Origin of the sequence: Richelia intracellularis HH01, assembly GCF_000350105.1 — a bacterium.
GTDB lineage: Bacteria > Cyanobacteriota > Cyanobacteriia > Cyanobacteriales > Nostocaceae > Richelia > Richelia intracellularis.
Genome location: NZ_CAIY01000016.1, coordinates 1 through 19,811 on the forward strand (window position 1 = coordinate 1; position 19,811 = coordinate 19,811).

Annotated in this window: 13 protein-coding genes and 2 pseudogenes; 8 read left to right on the forward strand and 7 right to left on the reverse strand. The window is 32.8% G+C overall.

What is annotated here, in order from left to right; genetic code table 11:
* Positions 1 to 590: 590 nt before the first annotated feature.
* On the reverse strand, positions 591 to 1,148 hold the full coding sequence (locus RINTHH_RS01445; RefSeq protein WP_044304355.1) for a phosphoribosyltransferase: 558 nt from the start codon (positions 1,146 to 1,148) through the stop codon (positions 591 to 593).
* Between the two features lie 74 nt (positions 1,149 to 1,222).
* On the opposite strand from RINTHH_RS01445, the pseudogene RINTHH_RS01450 reads away from it, so the two are divergent.
* The 3 genes and pseudogenes from RINTHH_RS01450 (at position 1,223) to RINTHH_RS01465 (ending at position 4,313) form a co-directional block, all read left to right on the forward strand.
* Positions 1,223 to 2,652: pseudogene (locus RINTHH_RS01450) on the forward strand (MFS transporter).
* Between the two features lie 275 nt (positions 2,653 to 2,927).
* A pseudogene (locus tag RINTHH_RS01455) lies at positions 2,928 to 3,609 on the forward strand (HEAT repeat domain-containing protein).
* 173 nt (positions 3,610 to 3,782) lie between these two features.
* The gene (locus tag RINTHH_RS01465; protein WP_008231997.1) at positions 3,783 to 4,313 is read left to right on the forward strand and encodes a phycobiliprotein lyase; all 531 of its coding nucleotides are present in this window, start codon (positions 3,783 to 3,785) and stop codon (positions 4,311 to 4,313) included.
* Between the two features lie 1,526 nt (positions 4,314 to 5,839).
* Here RINTHH_RS01465 and RINTHH_RS01470 read toward each other — a convergent pair.
* Both RINTHH_RS01470 and carB read right to left on the reverse strand, forming a co-directional pair.
* Entirely contained in the window at positions 5,840 to 6,511 is a 672-nt protein-coding gene (locus RINTHH_RS01470) for a pentapeptide repeat-containing protein (RefSeq protein ID WP_008231999.1), read from the reverse strand.
* 1,708 nt (positions 6,512 to 8,219) lie between these two features.
* Positions 8,220 to 11,489, reverse strand: a complete 3,270-nt coding sequence (carB, locus tag RINTHH_RS01475; RefSeq protein WP_008232002.1) for a carbamoyl-phosphate synthase large subunit — start codon at positions 11,487 to 11,489, stop codon at positions 8,220 to 8,222.
* A gap of 636 nt (positions 11,490 to 12,125) precedes the next feature.
* Between carB and RINTHH_RS10940 the strand changes: the two genes are divergently transcribed.
* Positions 12,126 to 12,278: a hypothetical protein gene (locus RINTHH_RS10940; RefSeq protein WP_196794867.1), complete on the forward strand. Its 153-nt coding sequence runs from the start codon at positions 12,126 to 12,128 to the stop codon at positions 12,276 to 12,278.
* A 1,503-nt stretch (positions 12,279 to 13,781) separates the two neighbouring features.
* On the opposite strand, the gene RINTHH_RS01480 is transcribed toward RINTHH_RS10940, so the two are convergent.
* Positions 13,782 to 14,546, reverse strand: a complete 765-nt coding sequence (locus RINTHH_RS01480) for a DUF429 domain-containing protein (RefSeq protein ID WP_008232007.1) — start codon at positions 14,544 to 14,546, stop codon at positions 13,782 to 13,784.
* A 965-nt stretch (positions 14,547 to 15,511) separates the two neighbouring features.
* Here RINTHH_RS01480 and RINTHH_RS11130 point away from each other — a divergent pair.
* The 4 genes from RINTHH_RS11130 (at position 15,512) to RINTHH_RS01490 (ending at position 17,683) form a co-directional block, all read left to right on the forward strand.
* A complete protein-coding gene (locus RINTHH_RS11130) occupies positions 15,512 to 15,706 on the forward strand; it encodes a PsbP-related protein (RefSeq protein WP_231291138.1) in 195 nt (64 codons plus the stop codon).
* A gap of 14 nt (positions 15,707 to 15,720) precedes the next feature.
* The gene (locus tag RINTHH_RS11645) at positions 15,721 to 15,816 is read left to right on the forward strand and encodes a hypothetical protein (RefSeq protein WP_408005742.1); all 96 of its coding nucleotides are present in this window, start codon (positions 15,721 to 15,723) and stop codon (positions 15,814 to 15,816) included.
* 283 nt (positions 15,817 to 16,099) lie between these two features.
* On the forward strand, positions 16,100 to 16,684 hold the full coding sequence (locus RINTHH_RS01485) for a Maf family protein (RefSeq protein ID WP_008232020.1): 585 nt from the start codon (positions 16,100 to 16,102) through the stop codon (positions 16,682 to 16,684).
* A gap of 528 nt (positions 16,685 to 17,212) precedes the next feature.
* A complete protein-coding gene (locus tag RINTHH_RS01490) occupies positions 17,213 to 17,683 on the forward strand; it encodes a hypothetical protein (protein ID WP_044304366.1) in 471 nt (156 codons plus the stop codon).
* Positions 17,684 to 17,776: 93 nt separating this feature from the next.
* Here RINTHH_RS01490 and RINTHH_RS01495 read toward each other — a convergent pair whose 3' ends face one another.
* The 3 genes from RINTHH_RS01495 to upp form a co-directional block, all read right to left on the reverse strand.
* Complete coding sequence (locus RINTHH_RS01495; protein ID WP_008225613.1) at positions 17,777 to 18,055, reverse strand: YggT family protein; 279 nt, start codon at positions 18,053 to 18,055, stop codon at positions 17,777 to 17,779.
* Positions 18,056 to 18,306: 251 nt separating this feature from the next.
* Positions 18,307 to 18,648 carry a hypothetical protein gene (locus RINTHH_RS01500; RefSeq protein ID WP_008232025.1) on the reverse strand — a complete coding sequence of 114 codons (342 nt, stop codon included), beginning with the start codon at positions 18,646 to 18,648 and terminating at the stop codon, positions 18,307 to 18,309.
* A gap of 82 nt (positions 18,649 to 18,730) precedes the next feature.
* Positions 18,731 to 19,381 (reverse strand): uracil phosphoribosyltransferase, encoded by a 651-nt coding sequence (upp, locus tag RINTHH_RS01505; RefSeq protein ID WP_008232027.1) that lies wholly within the window; start codon positions 19,379 to 19,381, stop codon positions 18,731 to 18,733.
* Positions 19,382 to 19,811 lie beyond the last annotated feature (430 nt).

Genomic DNA, 19,811 nt, shown 5'->3' on the forward strand with positions numbered 1-19,811 from the left:
AACCATAAAAAGAAAAGAACTAGCTTGTATAGTTAAGTTATGGGGAAATAAAAAATTAGCAATAATATTATGGTAACTATCATCAGTTCAAAGAAGAAATTATGATTATAAATAACGGAGATATGTCAGACTTAGATAGGTTTTAAAGAATAGATGAAACTAATAATCTAATTAATGTATCTATCTTAATAAGAAAGCTAATATATAAAGGATATTATAATTTAATAATCGACGAGACATAAATAGAACTTAACTATCTGATAAAGCTAAATTGCTTCTATTAGAATATAGGGATAGTTAGTACTCCAAAGAATTGGGAAATATATATTAGATAAGATATGTTTACAATATGCTTATAACTATATGTAATGGTATGATTATAATCAAATAATAAATCAAATCTTGAAAAAAAGATAACAAATCTGGTACTTCTATAATATATCTCTATAAACTGGATGAAATTAAACATTAGAAACTCTCACTTAATACTTAGATAAAGCTATAGTTAGGAAAAATTTTGGGTATGTGAAAATTATTATGTTGACACTACATTAATAAATGTTTCATAAACTAAGTACATATAATGATTATTAATGCCTATCATCTACTTTTATTCCTTTTCTCTGCATCTTTTTATTTTCTCTATACTTCGCAACAATATCTTCAGGATTCATAAGTTCATATGTTTCAAAAGGTTGATGAATCCATGTATTCCCTGATAAATAATCAATGTGATAGTCAGGTATAAAAATCGAGTGTGCTTTATACCAAATTACAGCTGTGCGAATTTCTTCAATTGGGTTATGGCTATACTTATGCAACCAGGGAACAGTTTTTTGGAGAGTCATACCGGAGTCAACTAAATCATCCACCAGTAGTATCCGCAAACCTAAATGCTCTTTAATCATTGTAAGATGGCGAGCAAAATTTAACTTTTCTCTTTCCTGTTGACCCATACCACTGTAAGAAGATGTTGCTAGAATTGCTAGCGGCTTATTATATATGCGGGAGAGAATATCTCCAACTCGTAGTCCACCCCTTGCAAGACAAACAATCTGATTAAATTCCCAGCCAGATTCATAAATTTTCACTGCCAACCGTTCTATCTTTTGGTAGTAATCTGACCAAGAAACCTCTGAGTCTAGCATAATTGACATGATTTATGGCTTATACGGGAAAATTTGCTTATCACATGATTAAATACAATAGGTGCAAATTATTAATGTGCAGTCCTATCCGTAATAATAGTATAGACATAACACAAAAACTTAAGTTAACCACTAAATTAGCCTATGGTGCAGGGGATTTAGGCCCGGCAATCACTAGTAGTATTTTTACATTTTTTACTATGGTTTTCCTCACCAATGTTGCTGGTATTTCAGCTGGGTTGGCTGGTACTATACTACTAATTGGTAAAATTTCGGATGCGGCAAGCGACCCTGTCATAGGATTCTTAACTGATAAAACTAAATCCACTTGGGGTCGCCGTCTTCCTTGGATATTTTATGGTACTGTCCCCTTTGGCATTTCTTTTTTTTGCTATGGATAGTACCCCCAAATATAAATTCCTTAGGCTTGTTTTGGTATTACGTTATCATTGGTGCAACATACCAGTTATTTTATACAGTGGTCAATCTGCCATACATAGCAATGACTCCTGAACTTACCCAGGATTATGATGAAAGAACCCAACTTAATAGTTTTCGCTTTGCTTTTTCTATTGGGGGAAGTATACTAGCATTGATTTTGGCGAAGGTGTTTTTTAGTAGTATTACTAACCACCAGCAACAGTACATATTACTAGCGGCAACTTGTTCAATTATCACTATATTATCTCTATATTGCTGCATTTGGGGTACTCGCGATAGCATTCTAGCATTTGAGGCTAAACGTTCCCAATTTGAAGGAGTAAAATCTACACATATAGCCGAACATTTGGCAACTTCTCTTTCTAATAGACCATTTTTATTTGTAATTGGCATTTACCTATTTTCTTGGTTAGCAGTACAGGTAACGGCTAGTATGATACCTTACTATGCTGTTGAATGTATAAAGTTGAGAGAATCAGATGTCCCTGCAGTATTAATATGCGTTCAAGGAAGCGCCTTGTTAATGTTGTTTATCTGGAGTTATATAGCCCAGAGGATAGGAAAAAAATTTGTGTATTTTCTGGGTATACTTTTATGGATTATTGCCCAAGTATCGTTATTTTTCTTGCAGCCTCATCAGGTAATATTAATGTATATGATTGCTCTAATATCTGGTTGTGGAGTTTCCGTAGCCTACCTGGTTCCCTGGTCAATGGTACCAGATGTAATTGAACTAGATGAGTTAAAAACTGGGCACAGAAGAGAAGGAATTTTTTACGGTTTTATGATAGTACTGCAAAAATTAAGTTTGGCTTTAAGTTTATTTTTTGTGGGAATAATTTTAGAGTCTTCTGGTTTTCAGGGTAGACTTCAAGATCAGACAACATTGATATTACAGCCAGAATCTACAATATTTGCGATCCGTCTAGCAATTTCAACAGTGCCTACCATTTGCTTAATCATTAGTTTATTTTTAACCTATTTTTACCCTATTACTAAGGAAATGCACGCAGAAATACTACTGAAGTTGAGACAAAATAATCATAGTGGGCAAGATTTATAGGACAGATAAAAAATAAGTATTAAATTGATGAAATTAAAAGCAGGATGAAAAGTTACCCCAAAAAACTAAAGTGCTTTTTGGCCCGAGAACCACCAGAATACTAATCAATTGGTGAGTTAGTAGGGTTTTATATTCATACTTCGTTCTGTCTCACGTAAGAAAACTTTATCCTTACTATAAAATTTATCCATAATATATAAGAATGGTTAACTTCTTTCTTAATAAGATCTGATACTACTGTTTCATATCTATACCCCTTACTACATGGAAACTAGATGATCTCTCCAAACTTAGAAGAAATTTCTAACCAATTAGAGAGTCCTAAGTTAAGTGCTCGCATTTTGGCCTTGGCAAATCTTCATGATGTAAGCCCTAAAGATGCAATACTCTTGATTAAGAAAGTATTAGCTGATGATTCCTTGCAGGTAAGGTCAATAGCTGCATTCATTCTAGGTCTTAAAAAAGAGCTTGAATCCTATGAATTGCTAATTCGAATTCTGGAATCGGAAAAAGATTATAATATCCGTGATGATGCTATAGGGGCATTAGGATACCTTGGGGATGTTCGTGCATTTGAACCTCTATCTCGAATATTTTATGAAGATACTAACTGGTTAATTCGTTTTAGTGTGACAGTATCCCTGGGCAATTTACAATGTCCACGCGCTCATGACATTCTTGTTCAAGCTTTGAGAAGCAAAGAAGTGGTAATTCAACAGGCTGCGATAGCAGCTTTAGGAGAAATACAGGGTATTGATACGGTGGATCATACTTCTCCAGTTTGTTCAATCTGATGATTGGCTAGTACGTCAACGATTGGCAGAAGCACTAGGAAACCTTCCCAGTCCTAAAACTATTCCTGCGTTGAAGTTTTTAGAAAAATATAATAATCATAATGTTGTTGAGGCTGCAAGACTTTCTCTATCAAGATTATCTCGTGCTAAGGAACAAATTTAAAATACATGGGTCAAAGATAATATTTAAGGGATTCCAGATTATTGGTATGAATGCTTATATCTCACTTACCCTGCTCCAACTATTACACTAACGTAGCCGAAGTGAACTCTTCCTGATAACTTATGTATAGTTGGATTTGCATATGTTTATTTAGTATAAGGTAGTTTGTATCAATGAATATTGAAGAATTTTTTGAATTAAGCGCTGGTAAGTGGTTTGCCCATCGTACCTATACAGACTTGATAAGTAAAACATCAGAGGAAGGTAAGTCAGAACTTATTATCAAAAGCTTACCTATAGACCATCCAGGAGTTATACAAGTTTGCCAAAAATACCAATTTGATCCGAAACAAGCCACTTGTAGTGCTAAGTTGTACTGGGATGACATCACAAAGCTTAATCAAAAAAAAACAGGTTCTATGATAATTGTATTGATTCCTAGTACTGAAAGTCCCCTATTAGGAAAGTTCCTACATCAAATACCAGAATCTAATGTTTCCCTTCATTTGCCAGGTTCATATAAAATTGGAGAAGATGAAGCTTTGACTCTTTACGTTAGAGTAGGAAATACGTATTTGGAAGAGCGGTTATGGTTTGCTAGTCCTAACCTACGCATGCGTGTAAGTGTTGCCAAAAATGCTGGAGGTGTCAGCTATACTTCCTTTACTTCTGAAATTCGTATGAGTGATGTGACCACAAAATAGACTTTCAATTCTCAAATATTTCTATTCTCTAGTTGACTTGGCTTATTCTCTTACTAAGTAAAGTATTTAATTCCGTTTTATGACTTCAAACCTAATTTCATGCTGTAGGTTGTTCTTATAGCTTAATAGATATTGCAGGTGTGTCAAAACTGCCAAAATCACACTCACAGATTGGTAATATTTTTACAGAAGTGGGATTCAGAACATTTTTTACTAAGATAAAGAATAATCTTAAAATCACCTTGTGCTAACCGTATATTAGATATGTCACTCTATCATTAGATCCTTCTAGAGGAGGATATCTTGGCCATATATAAATATGACCATTTTTTGATTGGAGTTATGGCAGTTACCAGCATCAAACCATGGTAAATGTAGTCATAGGTATTCATTATAGTAAGTACAAACCATCTACAATCACAACTTATTACATTAGGCTATATAGCGATATATATGGGTAAAAGTATTAGTAGATATGGATTGGAACTGTCAATAATTTCCTGCCCTATTAGCGTGGGATACATAGATAAGTATTTAACATCCAAGTTTGAAATAAATCTATATTACAGGTATTGTATATTTTATTTAAATTTCTATAATTGCTTATCTTTTAGCACTTACCAACTGTTATTTCTTTTACCCTTTTGAGCTAAACACACAAATCTATTCCATATTATGAGAAAAAAACTAGAGTTATGTGTGCACAAAAATTCTGACTGGTATTTCCGAAAATTATCCTTGATAATAATTGTAGGTTATTTGCTTGAAGTTAGGTAGACTGGTTCTAACCATACTCTATGGTCAGATGACTTGCTAGTGGGATATAGTCTTTTTTTATCTCCATTAGTTTATATGATATATTCTGTTACCAAATTGTCTTCATACCAGTGTCTTGCAGATATTTCACAAAATCGATAAGACACAATAAAATAATAAATAAAAAAGTAAGAAGAATGAAGATATTAGACTAAATTATTTTCTTACCAATATGATCTTATTTATCAATTCAAACATGCTTTCCTTCACTTAGATAAAATTATGAGTAACTCCCTGACAAAATGCTTCAAGTCTAAATACTGGTTAAACGAATACTGTTAGGAGGTAATTATAGCTTCATACAACTTCACTATGATTTTTTAGTTAAAAAAATCTATCTTCATTTTTAAAAGAGTATTCTATTCATTAGAATCACAGTAATACTCAAAAATTTTAATATAAAGTTTACAAAAAAGTTGGCTAAACAACTACATAAGTTTTATTGAGTTAAATTGATGATAATAAGTTGGTAAGTAGTGATTATTTAATAATTACTACTTACCAAACGCTTTCAGGATATCTTAATGAGTTCAATCATATTTTTGACTGTAATATTTCAGTGATGATATCTACGCATTTATTTAAAATTTAGAATAGCTTTCTGATAACTGCAAGCAAGACAAATTATTTGTTAGGTTTATTATTATATATAGCTTCCCATAACCAATTAATAGTTTTAGTGATTATGGCACTCAAAGTATTATTTCCAATTAAGTATAAACTCTGCCATCAGGCATAATAGTTCCAGATAATTTGGTTCCAATCAACTTAACCATCAAACGACTGCCGGAACGAATACGAGCACCACTTAAATCAGCACCACTTAAATCAGCACCACTTAAATCAGCTCCAATAAGATTTGCAGAACGTAAATTGACTTCTCTCAAGTCTGCCAACAACAAATTTGCCCGGAGTAAATTTGCCTCTGACAAATTAGCTCCCCTTAAAACAGCTTTATGCATAAATGCATCACTTAAATCTGCTCTAGACAAATCAGCATAGCTCAAATTCCTACCAGATAAATCCTTATTGCACAAATTTGCCTGACTAAAGTTTTTACCACTTAAATCTTTTTTATATGGTTCTGCCTTATAACTAGTAGAAGGAGAGTAGATTTTTTCTCTAGAAGAAAATGGTTTGCATTCTCTCTGTTGCGAGCAAGAATACTGCTCATGTTCTAATTTATACAACCGCAATTTTTCCCGCGCCTCATTGATATCCTGTAGCTTCTGCTGAGCTTTTTTTTGTAGGCGGAGATTATCATAAGGGATGCGATCAGGATGCCATACAAATACTAAATCTCTATAAGCTTCGTTTATTTCTTCTAAATTTGCTCCAGACTGCAATTCTAGTATTTGATAATACCGCTCCAACTCTTTCATAAGCCATTTCTTTGCTGGAAGGTTAACTTCATTTTGACATTAATTGGGCTATAGCACTGTATTTTCTGACATCTGTTTAGTACCAAATCTTTAGTACCAAATCTTTTGATTTACAATAATGATAATTCAATATTCACTTGAATACTAATATTATAGCTTTTATTATTGTTCTATAAGCGATAAGAATCATATAATGAATATTAAATTTAGATAAAATCAATGATCAAAGCAGCCAGCAATTTATAATTTTTCAGAAGTATTATATTCAATAAATACTATAATCAAAATAGCTCACAAATTAATATTAATTGATAATTATTAGTATATTTTCTATTTGATTATATACAATCTGTATTTTTAATTTATAATTGGCTGTATTAACTTAGAATAATTGTATAATTCTTTTTACTCATAAATCTTATATTAAAACCCCTCCCACTTCTATTCTATACTATTTATTTAGATTACAAAAGACGACTTCCTAACATGAATTAGCGACCAAATTGTAAGAAGAACTCTATAAACAGGTACCATGGAAAGCAAATATATTATTAGTCATAGTTTTAAACTTTCAATTACATTCTGATATAATTAATTCGCGCTATGGTATTTCCATATAGTTAGTGTTTTCAGCAAAACTGGAACTTATTATAACTTGCATGATAAAATATTTTGTTTATGTATTTAGTTTTAATATCTTAATAATTGCATTTGATTATATTTTTAGTCTTATTTATTTACTTGCAAATGTTTGTACTGTATTTTAATAAAACTATTTAATTATCAAGGGTTTATATTTGAGATGTAATAGCGTCTAATTAAAATTAGGTAATAAGACCAAATTCAAATAAATTTTCTAAAATAGAATGTAAGAACTTAGCTTAAAAGCAGCTGCTATTAACAAATATTATAGATAGCTTATTTAAGTTCATATCAGAGCCATATTTAATTTTATCGGAAATAAAATTATTGTATCAAACATTAGTTGAATGTACTGAGATATTATTTAAATTAAACTTATGAATAATATTTCTTATTCGTGTGTATATTTTACTACAGTTGTTTATTTGCAGATTAATTTCTGTTAATAAGCCTACAGTATGCAATTTATAGTTTGCATAAATAACCAATAAATTTGTGTGTGATATTGTTAGTGAAAACTTTTTCGTTATCTTTATTCTTTACTGAATAACATTTTGATACATTTGGTAATGTATAATACAAGAGTTTGTTATCAGTTGCATTTTTATGCAACTGCTATAGTAGGTACCCAAATCTAAACATTGCCCATAGTTTATATCTGAATATTTATCATCAAATACAAGTATCTATAGTCTTTAGTTTTTGTTCATCTTCAACACCGAAAAAAACAAAAATTTATGCTCTTAATTTTTCTATATGGTTTTCTATAGGGCTGTTCAAAAGAAGTCGGATTTATCAGAAACCCGACTTCTTTTGAACAGCCCCGGATGCTAAGCAAGTCAATTTACAAAATAATGACTGGAAAACAACTCAGGTAATATTATAAGGATAATCAACACTAATAGGGTTAATTTGTATTACATAAAAACTTATTGCTAGGGTAAACCTTCCATAGGTTTTCATAAAATAATATTACCAGAATTTGGGTAATGGGATAAATGATTATACTTATATTTAATTAGCAAGTAGAACCAAGCAAAACCCTTAATCTCTTCCTTTTTACCTGTTAACCAACCCCACAATATTCCTGAATAGCCTTAACATCTAAAGTATTAACCTTCTGTAAAGAACGGATAGCTGCAACAGTGGCTTGTGCACCAGAAATGGTAGTAATAATGGGAATTTTGTAAGCCAAAGCTGTACGTCGAATCAATTTGGCATCGGTTTGAGCTTCTTCCCCTGAAGGTGTATTTACTATTAGTTCAATTGTACGGTTCTTAATTGCATCCAAGATATTAGGACGACCTTCATGTAATTTTAGGACTAGTTTTACCTCTAATCCACTTTCCTGAAGGATCCGCCTGGTTCCATCAGTAGCCATGATGTTGAAACCTAAATTGATAAACTCCTGGACTACACATACAACTGCTTGTTTGTTGCGATCATTCATGGATACAAACACCGTGCCTGTTAAAGGTAATCTCTCTCCCGCAGCCATTTCTGCTTTTGCAAAAGCACGACCAAAATCAATGTCTATACCCATTACTTCTCCTGTAGAGCGCATTTCGGGACCAAGGATTGTATCTGTTCCAGGAAACTTATTAAAGGGAAGAACAGCTTCCTTAACGGCAATATGACTGGGTATAACTTCTTGGATAAATCCGATTTCCTCTAAGGTTTTGCCAGACATTATTAAGGAAGCGAGTTTAGCTATAGGAACTCCGATAGCCTTAGAAACAAAGGGTATTGTCCGAGATGCACGAGGGTTAGCCTCAAGAATATAGACCTGTGGATTATTACTCTGGGCATTCATAGCAGCAAATTGAATGTTTATTAAACCAATGACATTCAATGATTTAGCTAACTCTATCGTCCATTGGCGAATTTGGTCAAGAATCGCGGAAGAGAGAGATATAGAAGGTAAGGAACAGGCAGAATCTCCTGAGTGTATACCTGCCTGTTCAATATGTTCCATAATACCAGCAATAACCACATTTCCTGTGATATCAGCAATCGCATCCACATCTACTTCAATTGCATTCTCGAGAAATTTATCAATAAGGATGGGATATTCTGGTTGAACCTGAACAGCAAATGTCATATATTTTTCTAACTCAGTATCAGAGTAGACTATTTCCATTGCTCTGCCCCCTAAAACGTAACTAGGACGTACCAAGATTGGGTAACCAATACATCGAGCCACAATTAAAGCATCTTGATAGTTACGGGCAATTCCATTGGGAGGTTGAGTAATATTAAGTTTCTCCAGAATTTTCTCGAACTTTTCCCTATCTTCAGCAATATCAATAGAATCAGGAGCAGTACCCCAAATTTTGGTAGTTATACCTTCTCCTGGGGCAGTATTTTGCAGATATTCCTGTAAGGAGACCGCTAACTTAAGAGGGGTTTGTCCGCCAAATTGAACAATAACACCTATGGGATTTTCTACCTCAATTATATTTAGTACATCCTCTTTAGTCAGGGGTTCAAAATATAAACGATCACTAGTGTCGTAATCGGTGGAAACAGTCTCAGGATTAGAGTTGACCATGATAGTTTCATAACCTGCACTCTTGAGAGCATAGGAAGCATGACAGCAGCAATAATCAAACTCAATTCCCTGTCCAATACGGTTTGGTCCTCCCCCTAAAATCATCACTTTTGTTTTGTTGCTAGAGACAATTTCCGTTTCCTGTTCGTAAGTGGAATAGTAGTACGGGGTAAAAGCCTCAAACTCTGCAGCACAAGTATCTACTGTTTTATAAACTGGTACTACTCCTAGGTCTTGGCGATAAGTGCGAACATCATCCTCAGTAGTTTTTGTTGCGTAGGCAATTTGAATATCACTAAATCCATTTTGCTTTATTGTATACATGCATTCCCTTGTTAGTTCTTTCAAGGGGGTGGATTGAATGAATTTTTCAACCTCTAAAAGTTGCTGCATTTTATCCAGAAACCAGGGATCAATAGCGGTTAATTCATAAATTTCTTCCTGGCTTATACCCAGTTTCATGGCATGACGCAGGGCAAAAATTCTTTCTGGGTTGGGTGTTCTTAATTGAGCACGAATTTGTTCACTACTAGGCAGTTCTTCATCTCTGTCACTCCCCCAACCAGCACGTCCAATTTCTAATGAGCGCACGGCTTTTTGGAAAGATTCATTAAATGTTCTTCCAATAGCCATTGCTTCGCCTACAGACTTCATTTGGGTAGTTAACCTAGAGTCAGAACCGGGAAATTTTTCAAAGGTGAACCTAGGAATTTTGGTCACTACATAGTCAATAGTAGGTTCAAAAGAAGCAGGAGTTTGCTTTGTAATGTCATTCTTGAGTTCATCCAAGGTGTACCCCACAGCTAGTTTTGCTGCTATCTTTGCAATGGGGAAGCCAGTTGCTTTGGAGGCCAAAGCAGAACTACGGGATACTCGCGGGTTCATCTCAATTACCACAACCTCCCCATTGATTGGATTCACAGCAAACTGAATATTAGAACCTCCTGTTTCTACCCCAATTTCCCGGATAATCTTGATCGACATATCCCGTAAACGTTGATATTCTTTATCTGTCAGTGTTTGTGCAGGGGCAACAGTAATGGAATCTCCAGTATGAATACCCATAGGATCGAGGTTTTCAATAGAACAGATAATTAAAACATTATCTTTTGAATCTCTTATTACCTCTAATTCATATTCCTTCCAGCCTATTAAGGATTGATCAATGAGGATTTGGGACATAGGGGAAGCATCAATGCCTCCTCTTGCTATTTCCGTAAATTCTTCATTGTTGTAGGCAATTCCCCCACCAGTACCACCCATAGTGAAAGCAGGACGAATAATTAAAGGATAAGTGCCAATTTCCTGTGCTATAGTTCTTGCCTCTGCCAAAGATGAAGCCGTTCCGCTGGGACAGACCTTCACCCCAATTTTATCCATGGCCTCATTAAATAACTTACGATCTTCTGCTTTTTGGATTGCTGGTAACTTGGCACCAATTAATTCTACTCCATACTTTGTGAGCGTTCCATCTTTTGCAAGAGCTACAGCAATATTCAGTGCTATTTGTCCTCCCATAGTAGGCAGAAAAGCATCAGGACGTTCCTTCTCCACTATTTTGGCTACAAATTCCGGGGTTAATGGCTCGATATATGTATGATCTGCAATTTCTGGATCTGTCATTATTGTTGCAGGATTTGAGTTCACTAAAACCACTTCATAACCCTCTTCTCTGAGAGCTTTACAAGCTTGAGTCCCAGAATAATCAAACTCACAAGCTTGTCCAATAATAATAGGACCAGAACCAAGGAGGAGGATTTTTCTGATGTTTTCACGGCGGGGCATATACGTTACTTTGGAATAAAAGAATAGAAATCCTGATTATTTTAAAATTGTTTCACCACCTCTGAATTAAATTTGCAATAAACTTATGAGAAACTCATTCAGATGATACGGTGGATTCGGGAGAAATTATAGATTCTCCTAAAGTCATGCAATCCAGTCTAGATAAAGTTTTTAGCTTTAAGCAAGCTACCAAAAACGGATATAAGTTGACATAGTATAGAAAAATAATCACTAAAAACTAGTGTTGTAAATACTTGTAATAACTGATAATAGGAGTTAATATTATTTTCCGCCAACATTATTAATAATATACAACTTAAATATAACCAAATTTACTAAGAAGTAAATTGATAGTTTAGATCAAAGTTCTGCAATTTCGTTTTTTGTGGAAAGAAGATCAAACATTGAGTAGTGATTAACACTACAGGAACGAGTGCAGATAATTTTATTATTCGCTTCAACAGGTAAATTTATTAAAAACCACTAATTTTAAATTCAAATATTAGTGATTTTCTAACATCCCCATCTAAGCCAATAATAACTACAACTATGATATTTGGTAACCAACTATACTATGATGATGCAAACATGTAAATCTATTAAGAAAATCTTTTTGGAAAGTATCTATTGCAAGGAATGTCAAGTTACTTAGGTAAAAAGCCAACCACGGACAATATTAATGAGGGTTATATTACTTTTATATACGTGGAACATTTTTGTATTTTCATTCCAGAGGAAGAGCCAGATTATGCTTATGATAAGTCAAATCGTAGATTGTTTCAATATTGAGGTTTTCTAGCTATACTAGAGCAACTGAAGGTATTTATTTGCTACTCTCAAAGTAGATTTTACACCACTAGGGATATCATGCATACATGCTAGACTCCTCAAGGCATAATTGATTATGCCAAAATTTATCACTCTATTTCAAAGATTGTGTAAGAATGAGTTTGAAAAGGGGGTAATCGTGAAAAAATTACTAATAGTGTTATTTACTATATTTATATAGTAAATAACACTATTAGCTACAAAAGATTCATAAATAGCATCGACGCAGATGTATCTAATCCTTAATGATCAAATGTAGCAAAGTCGCAAATATTTTTCTCATCCATGAATTCCGATGTTGCATGTGTAAGATTATATCTTCAAAGCATCTCCTACTTAAACAATCCTACTATTTCTGCATTGGCAATTACGTAAACCTAAGATACACACAATTCCTATAACTGTAAATGGTCCGTTGGAATTATTTGTGCAAGTACACTACCCGTAATTATAGTAACCCCACTGGTATCAAGTCATATCAAAAGATGGAGGATAATTTTGTGAAGAGAACAAGGTAAAACTTATTACTTTTAGTAAAATTCACTTAAAAAACACTTCAGGATAAAAATTATCTTACCACATTAACTAATTAACTTGCGGAGTCAAGCTAGACAAACAACTAGCTCTTATAACTAAGTATGATATTACCATTTTTTAGTTGATAGTTGTTAGCTGTATATCAGTACAAATCTACCATAATTATTTAGGTAAGAATGGTATACTAGACATCAATATTTTTTACATATAGATGTGTAACATAGATTTCATAAATAAAAGTAACTTATTTAATTATAAATCTGGTAATAGTATATAGAAAGCTGATCTTATCATTTGTAATTTACTATAAAATAGTGGTTAGTGACTAATGTAATTTACCGGAAAATAGATTATTTATTTGATATATTAATCATTGGGATTCTATCGTTTCATATAGAAATTAAATAGCGAGCATGGAGAATGTCATTTACCTAAATTTTCCATTGTTTCATATATTTTTGAGGTTAAAAATATCCCCTCATATAAAATACTATCTAGTCAGCCTATACTGGAACTTACTAAAATAAACGATAAATACAAACCACTGTGTATTGATAAAATAGTTACCTAATGGCATAAATAATCTCAACATAAACTATTTTAGTTTTAGAAATCAAAGATTTAAATCTATCTTCCAGCAAAGAGATAGAAGCGAATAAATTCCTTACGATCAGTACAAAATCAGTGGAGAAAAATATAAAATTTGAAGCATACTAGGTTGTTATGAATATTGCTGTTAATCATAATTGAAGACTAATACATAAAAAATTCTCATCAATCAATATTAATTGCTTCAGTATAGTAAGAACAAAACTACAATAAGGAAGTAAGAAAAGAAGTTAAACATTATAGATATCACAGAAATTTCAAAGCATATATGTAGAACCTATAATTTCCCTAATTGAATATACACACTTTTTACTCTTACTAATTACTCAACCTGTTTGGACTAATTATATACCCAGTGCTAGCATCCCCAAGGATTAGGTTACGATGTTTTCCCCAGTACCACCAATAAGCTGCAACATAAGCACAGATAAGGCTATCTAGTTTATCTTCCACAATTTTTAGTTCTGTACTAGTGGGAGAAGAAAAGAAAAAATCAATACTAAATAGTCCTAGCTCTTTGACTATCGATGAAGATTGGATATTTAAAGCTGGTTCTAAAGATGGCATAATACCAGTAATGTAATTGTATAATTTCAGTAGTTCTTGTAGACGTTCTTTAATACGTCCTTTTTTATATTTGAGAATACGCTGCAAATTGAAAAAATGAATAATTGCAGTATGGGGAAATACTTCTATTTGATACCTACCTAGTTTTCTTGGTTTAATAGTTGGTGCATGGGCAAAACCACGTGCTTCTAGCTCCAACCCGAATTTTATAGTGCGCTCAGCAAATGGCAAATTTCTATTTGCAGGATAGCAGCCGGCATGATACCTACCAAAATACTTGTGGGTTAGTCTATCGGGTAGACGACTTCCAGTTACATTGGGGATCAATGTAGGCGCATCCACAGCAATAATCCCTGACTTCCCTGGCGGAATCCATTCATCTATCCATGCAAGAATATCTTCAATTATTTCTTGACGATTAATATCAATAATTTGCAGTTTTTTATGAACTAAAGCAAGGCAACAAAGTCCACTGGGCTGGGACTTCCAGCCAAAATCAATACCCAGAAATTTCATTATTTATTAAACTATTGATGGTTATAAATTCCCAATCTGTAAGAGTAATACTCACTTGATCAAATTCTGTCATTAAAACCCTTGAAGAGAGGATAATAAATTTTGGCTGTATTCAGGCAAAAAGAATAAGTATTTATACATTTTTTGCTTTTCATCTCCGGAAAACCTCAAAGTTACTCTCTTCATGATGAGTTTTATAACTTGCCTGCAAGTAGTTTATAAATATAAGTAAAAAAGCTTATTAGTTAATGTTTTTAGTAGTCTTTTTATAGCTATATATTTATAATAATAGGTTACTTTTTAGGATTATTAATCCTAACTGACTTAAAAATATAATAAATAATAGATTTTAATGAAATAAACCAAAAAACTACTTTCATGGATATCATATATACTGTGATCATATCTAAATTTTAGGGTTGAGAGAAATTCACTCATGACTAGTTAGGGTTTGTTTAAAGTGGAGACTGATTTTTTGATAAAGTTAATCTATAATATTCTAATTAAGAATTCTGATATTTATTTAATATTGACTACTACTCAATAAGTAAAGTTTTAAATGGTTATATCACAAAATAAACCCCGCAAATAAATGATTATTTAAGACTTGATATAAAATCATAAGTTTTTTCAGTGAATTTATAATTTTAAGTGTGTATATTCTTCCTTATAACTATAACTATTCCTAAGAATAATTACCTCAATTTTACTATATACTGAGAAAGTATAATCATAGTCTCATGTTGATAACATAATCAATTTGAACCACAGAAAAATAAGTTTATGAGGGATAAAAACACCCTTACCTTATCACTTTAATTTTTGTCTTTACTAATCCTATAGTCAAAATTGTGGCTAGAATGAGAAGTTTTGTAGACATCATAGATTACTATCAATTCCTATACCCTGATGGCTGATTACAAGTTCAAGTAGCTAATGATCCCTATATAGTTTTTCATAACTTAATTGAATCTAGAGAGAACATTTCTGTAGTAATTAACCCTGTTCCAGAAATTAAGAATTTAACTAAATTCGTTATACTAAAGGAGATAGGCTACAAACTTGATAATAGTACCCTAGCATCTAATAGCTTAGGGATAACCACAAAGTTAGTAAATTCAGAGAGGAAGAATATTGATGGTAAAAATAATACATTTTAGAATATGAAATTAAGTTGCCAAATGATTTTAGGAGATATAACATAGCTAGAATGACTACTAGCAGATGTAAACTATTTACCTTCAACACTTCAGTGGCAGAAAGATATTAATGTAGAACAAAAGGAATTATTATAGACTCTGTAAACTCTTTTGAAGTTTACTAAGTTTTAAGGTAAGAAAGTGTCAATGGTTAAATAAAAATTTATAAAACTTGGCAATAAAAATATCAGAGAGTGAATTCACGAAGTGGTCTATATCATTATTTAACAGCCATAGTAGCTATAAGGAACATAATAACCATCACATTTTTGAGAACCTGACTTAGTTTAGATATTTTAGTTATAAGATAAGCTTTTTGATACAATTCTCCTATCTCCTTAGATTGAAATACCAATGCTAACATTTGTCCTGGCTTCAGCTTCCACTGCACGACAACGTTTATTACGAATGGTGGGTCTTAAACCCATAGTGGATCCCAGTTATTATGATGAGTCTTTAGTTAAACTAACGAATCCAGAACATTTAGTTAATACATTAGCTTTACATAAAGCAGAAACCATTGCTCCTAAATTTAGTTCTGCTTTAATTCTGGGTTGTGATTCTGTATTAGTTGTTGATGGTCATATTCACGGCAAACCAAAAAATCATCAAGAAGCTTGCAAAAACTTGCATAAAATGCAAGGACATTTTGGCGAATTACATACGGGTCATGCTCTAATTGATACTGTTAAAAATAAGAGGTTAATAAAATGTAAAATAACTAGGGTTTATTTTGCCCATATGGATGATGCTATGATTCAAGCTTATGTTAGCACGGGAGAACCCCTTCGTTGTGCTGGTAGTTTTGCATTGGAAGGTTGTGGTGGGTTGTTTGTTGAAAAAATTGAAGGCTGCCACAGCAATGTAATTGGATTGAGTTTACCCCTGCTCAGGCAGATGCTGAGTGATTTAGACTACCGTATTTTAGATTTTTGGTAATAAATCAATTAACAAATTTAATTATTTTACTCACCTTTTTGGTAGGACAAGTATTTTTGTATCGATAGATAATACATTAATCATTTCAAAATACCTTGTGGATTTATCATAAATTTCATTGTAATAAATTAACATAGTTTTCATGGGGTTTATTGAAGCACTTATATGAAATAATTGTTTTATGATGCTCATATAATTTGTCGATTATTATTTTAATTTAATCCCCAATAATATTAAATTAGTCTAGGATTAAAGACTTAAGTAATCACAAATAATTTTAGTTAGGTACTTTATAATGTTTTATTCCTTATATTCAAGGTGAGCTTGAACTATTGCTTTTTTTAGTTGAGTTTATATATAAAACTGCTTTGTTTCGTAATAGGATAAGAGTATTTTCCGCATTTTATTCAGAATATATGTTATTTACCTCATAAATCTATAGATTAGTAAGCAAGTTATTTTGCTCTCAACCAACTAATTATGTCTAACTTCCCAGATTCCTATACAGTCTCCTCTCCTTACCTTTATATGCATTTGTCCTTAATTTCAGTTGTTTTTATTTCTCTTCTTATCAATGCCATTTATTTAGTATTTACCCCCGATGCGATTGCATTGACACAGATAAAATTATTTGAAGTATCTTACCATGAGTGTACTCCAGAAATAGCTAAAGGGTTAGTAAATAGCAATAGTCGAAACATTCTGCCAGCAAACTGTTTCATTGTCACTGGAAAAGCTGAAAATACAACAAATCAAACAGTCTATGATGCAGACATTTTTGGGCGTGTTTATGATGCTAACAATGACCCAGTAATGCAAAACCGAAATAGACTAGGCTCCATTCCAGAAGTTTCTCCAGGAATAAATGATTTCAACCTGAGAATTTCCGTACCTACAAATCAGCCAACTCCACTAAAACTGAAAAAGTTTAAAGCAGTAGGATTTAGTTCTTCTGTTAGACCAGAAAAATTATACTTAAATTTAGAATCACAACATTAAAACCCAAGGAGAATCAGAGATACTGTAGAGATACTTTATATGTTACTGATGATCAAAGTATCTCTACAAATTGAAAAAAATACAAATTCTTACTCAGAACCCAGATAAAAAAGATACTCGGGATAGTTGGAATAAAACATCTCTCAATATTTGTAAGGCAATAAAAGCCAAAATAGGTGAAAAGTCCATACCTCCGAAAGGTGGGATAATGGAACGGAATAGACCTAGATAGGGGTCAGTAACTTGGCTAAGTGCTGCAAATGGTTGGTTATACCAATTAATATTAGGGAACCAACTCAAAAGCACACGTATAAATAGCAAGGAGCTATAAATTCCAATAAAAGTAGCGAGTGTGGTAACTAATAAATTCATGAACTATGATATTTCCTACTCAATTTAAATGATACTTTAATTATTGATTTTAATGGAGGGATAGTCATAATGTCTGCTATTTTTAAAACTCCACTTTCGCAAATATCATAATTAATTGCTCAGGGGAATTGATTCAAAAGCATTTTATTTTACACAAATATATTTTTTTGGAGGGATATTCAAAATAATTATGGCTTAACAATCAACATAATTTGTTTTTAGAGTTACATGGATCCCTTCTCCGTTTACAACTATGTGTTACTGGTGTGATTGCTATTGACAGGTACTGAACTTTGACCGACATTTCCTAACTGTTGTCTAACTTCATCAATAGTAATGTTTAACTGGGCTATTTTTTCTTCGAGGGATCGCCGAGTCATTTCCATATTAATTTCACTGTTTGTAACTTTAATCTGTTTTGGTTTTCTATGGCTTTGGTAGGTTTCAACAGATCCACTATGAACCTGTGATTCTTCTACAGATTGTTCCATATCACCTCGACTAGCAAGAATAGAACCAATAATACCTCCTACCAAGCTACCAAGAACAGCTCCAGCCAAAAACCCACTTCCAAAACCTTCTCGCTGATTCATACTTTTAACCACTACGACTAAACTTTGCTAATTTCAGGATGTTCATTTATGATTTATCACCTGAATTTTGCTATATCCCAACTCAATTACCAAAAATACGATTGCCAGCATCTCCCAATCCAGGTAAAACCAAACCCTGGTCATTTATGGTTTGATCAATTGTTGCCGCATAAACAATAAGACCAGGGTAATTTTTACCCAATTGTTGTAAAGCGAGGGAGGATGAAACGACACAAATAACTCTAGTTAAAGATGGATCTATTCCTCGCTGTAATAATTCCGACATTGCTACCATAATTGACCCCCCTGTTGCCAATATTGGTTCAGTAATTAAAACTCGCGTCTGGGGATCAAATTTTTCTGGCATGGAGTTCAAATAGCAACTATGCTGTAATGTTTCTTCATTACGCTGTAAACCTAAGTGATAAATGGAAGCTAGAGGTAACAATGTCTGTGCACCCTCTAGTAGTGCCAGTCCTGCACGCAGAATAGGTATAACTGCCACTGGTACTTCTGCATCAATAAAAGTAGCATCACATGTCTCCAAAGGAGTTTGCACTAACATATCTCTAGTCGGTAGCCATTCTCTGGCTGCTTCATAGGCTAACCAGCGACCTAGTTCTATAATGGCACTCCGGAACAGCACGGAGGGTGTATTTACATCACGGGCTACCGCTAACCAGTGTTTAATTAAGGGATGGGGGGGAATATAAACCCGTAATTGTTGGGACATAAATGATCAGAAGGATCAATCCGTATAACAACTGAAACAACATCATAACCTGTTACTGTATTAAACTGGTATTTACAAAAATCAAATTACAATATCAATAAATGTAAAAAATATTAACAGAATAAATCTACCCTGTGATTAATTCCATTATGTATGTGCGTATTGTACAGTCTTTATCTCATATTAATCAGGCAAGTCAACTATTATAGTCTGATTCTTTCAAGTAAAAAATACTCAAAATGATTAAACTAATAAGATTTAATATCATTAATTGTTTGATCTCAACAATTTTTATTGAGATGATTTATTAAAACATCTATAATTTACATATGTTGGAGTTTTTCTCTCTTTATAAGGATGAGAGAAAGGGTAAATCTGCAATTTCAGACTGCCCTGTTTTCTATCATTTTTTGAGTGAGGTAAGTTTAAA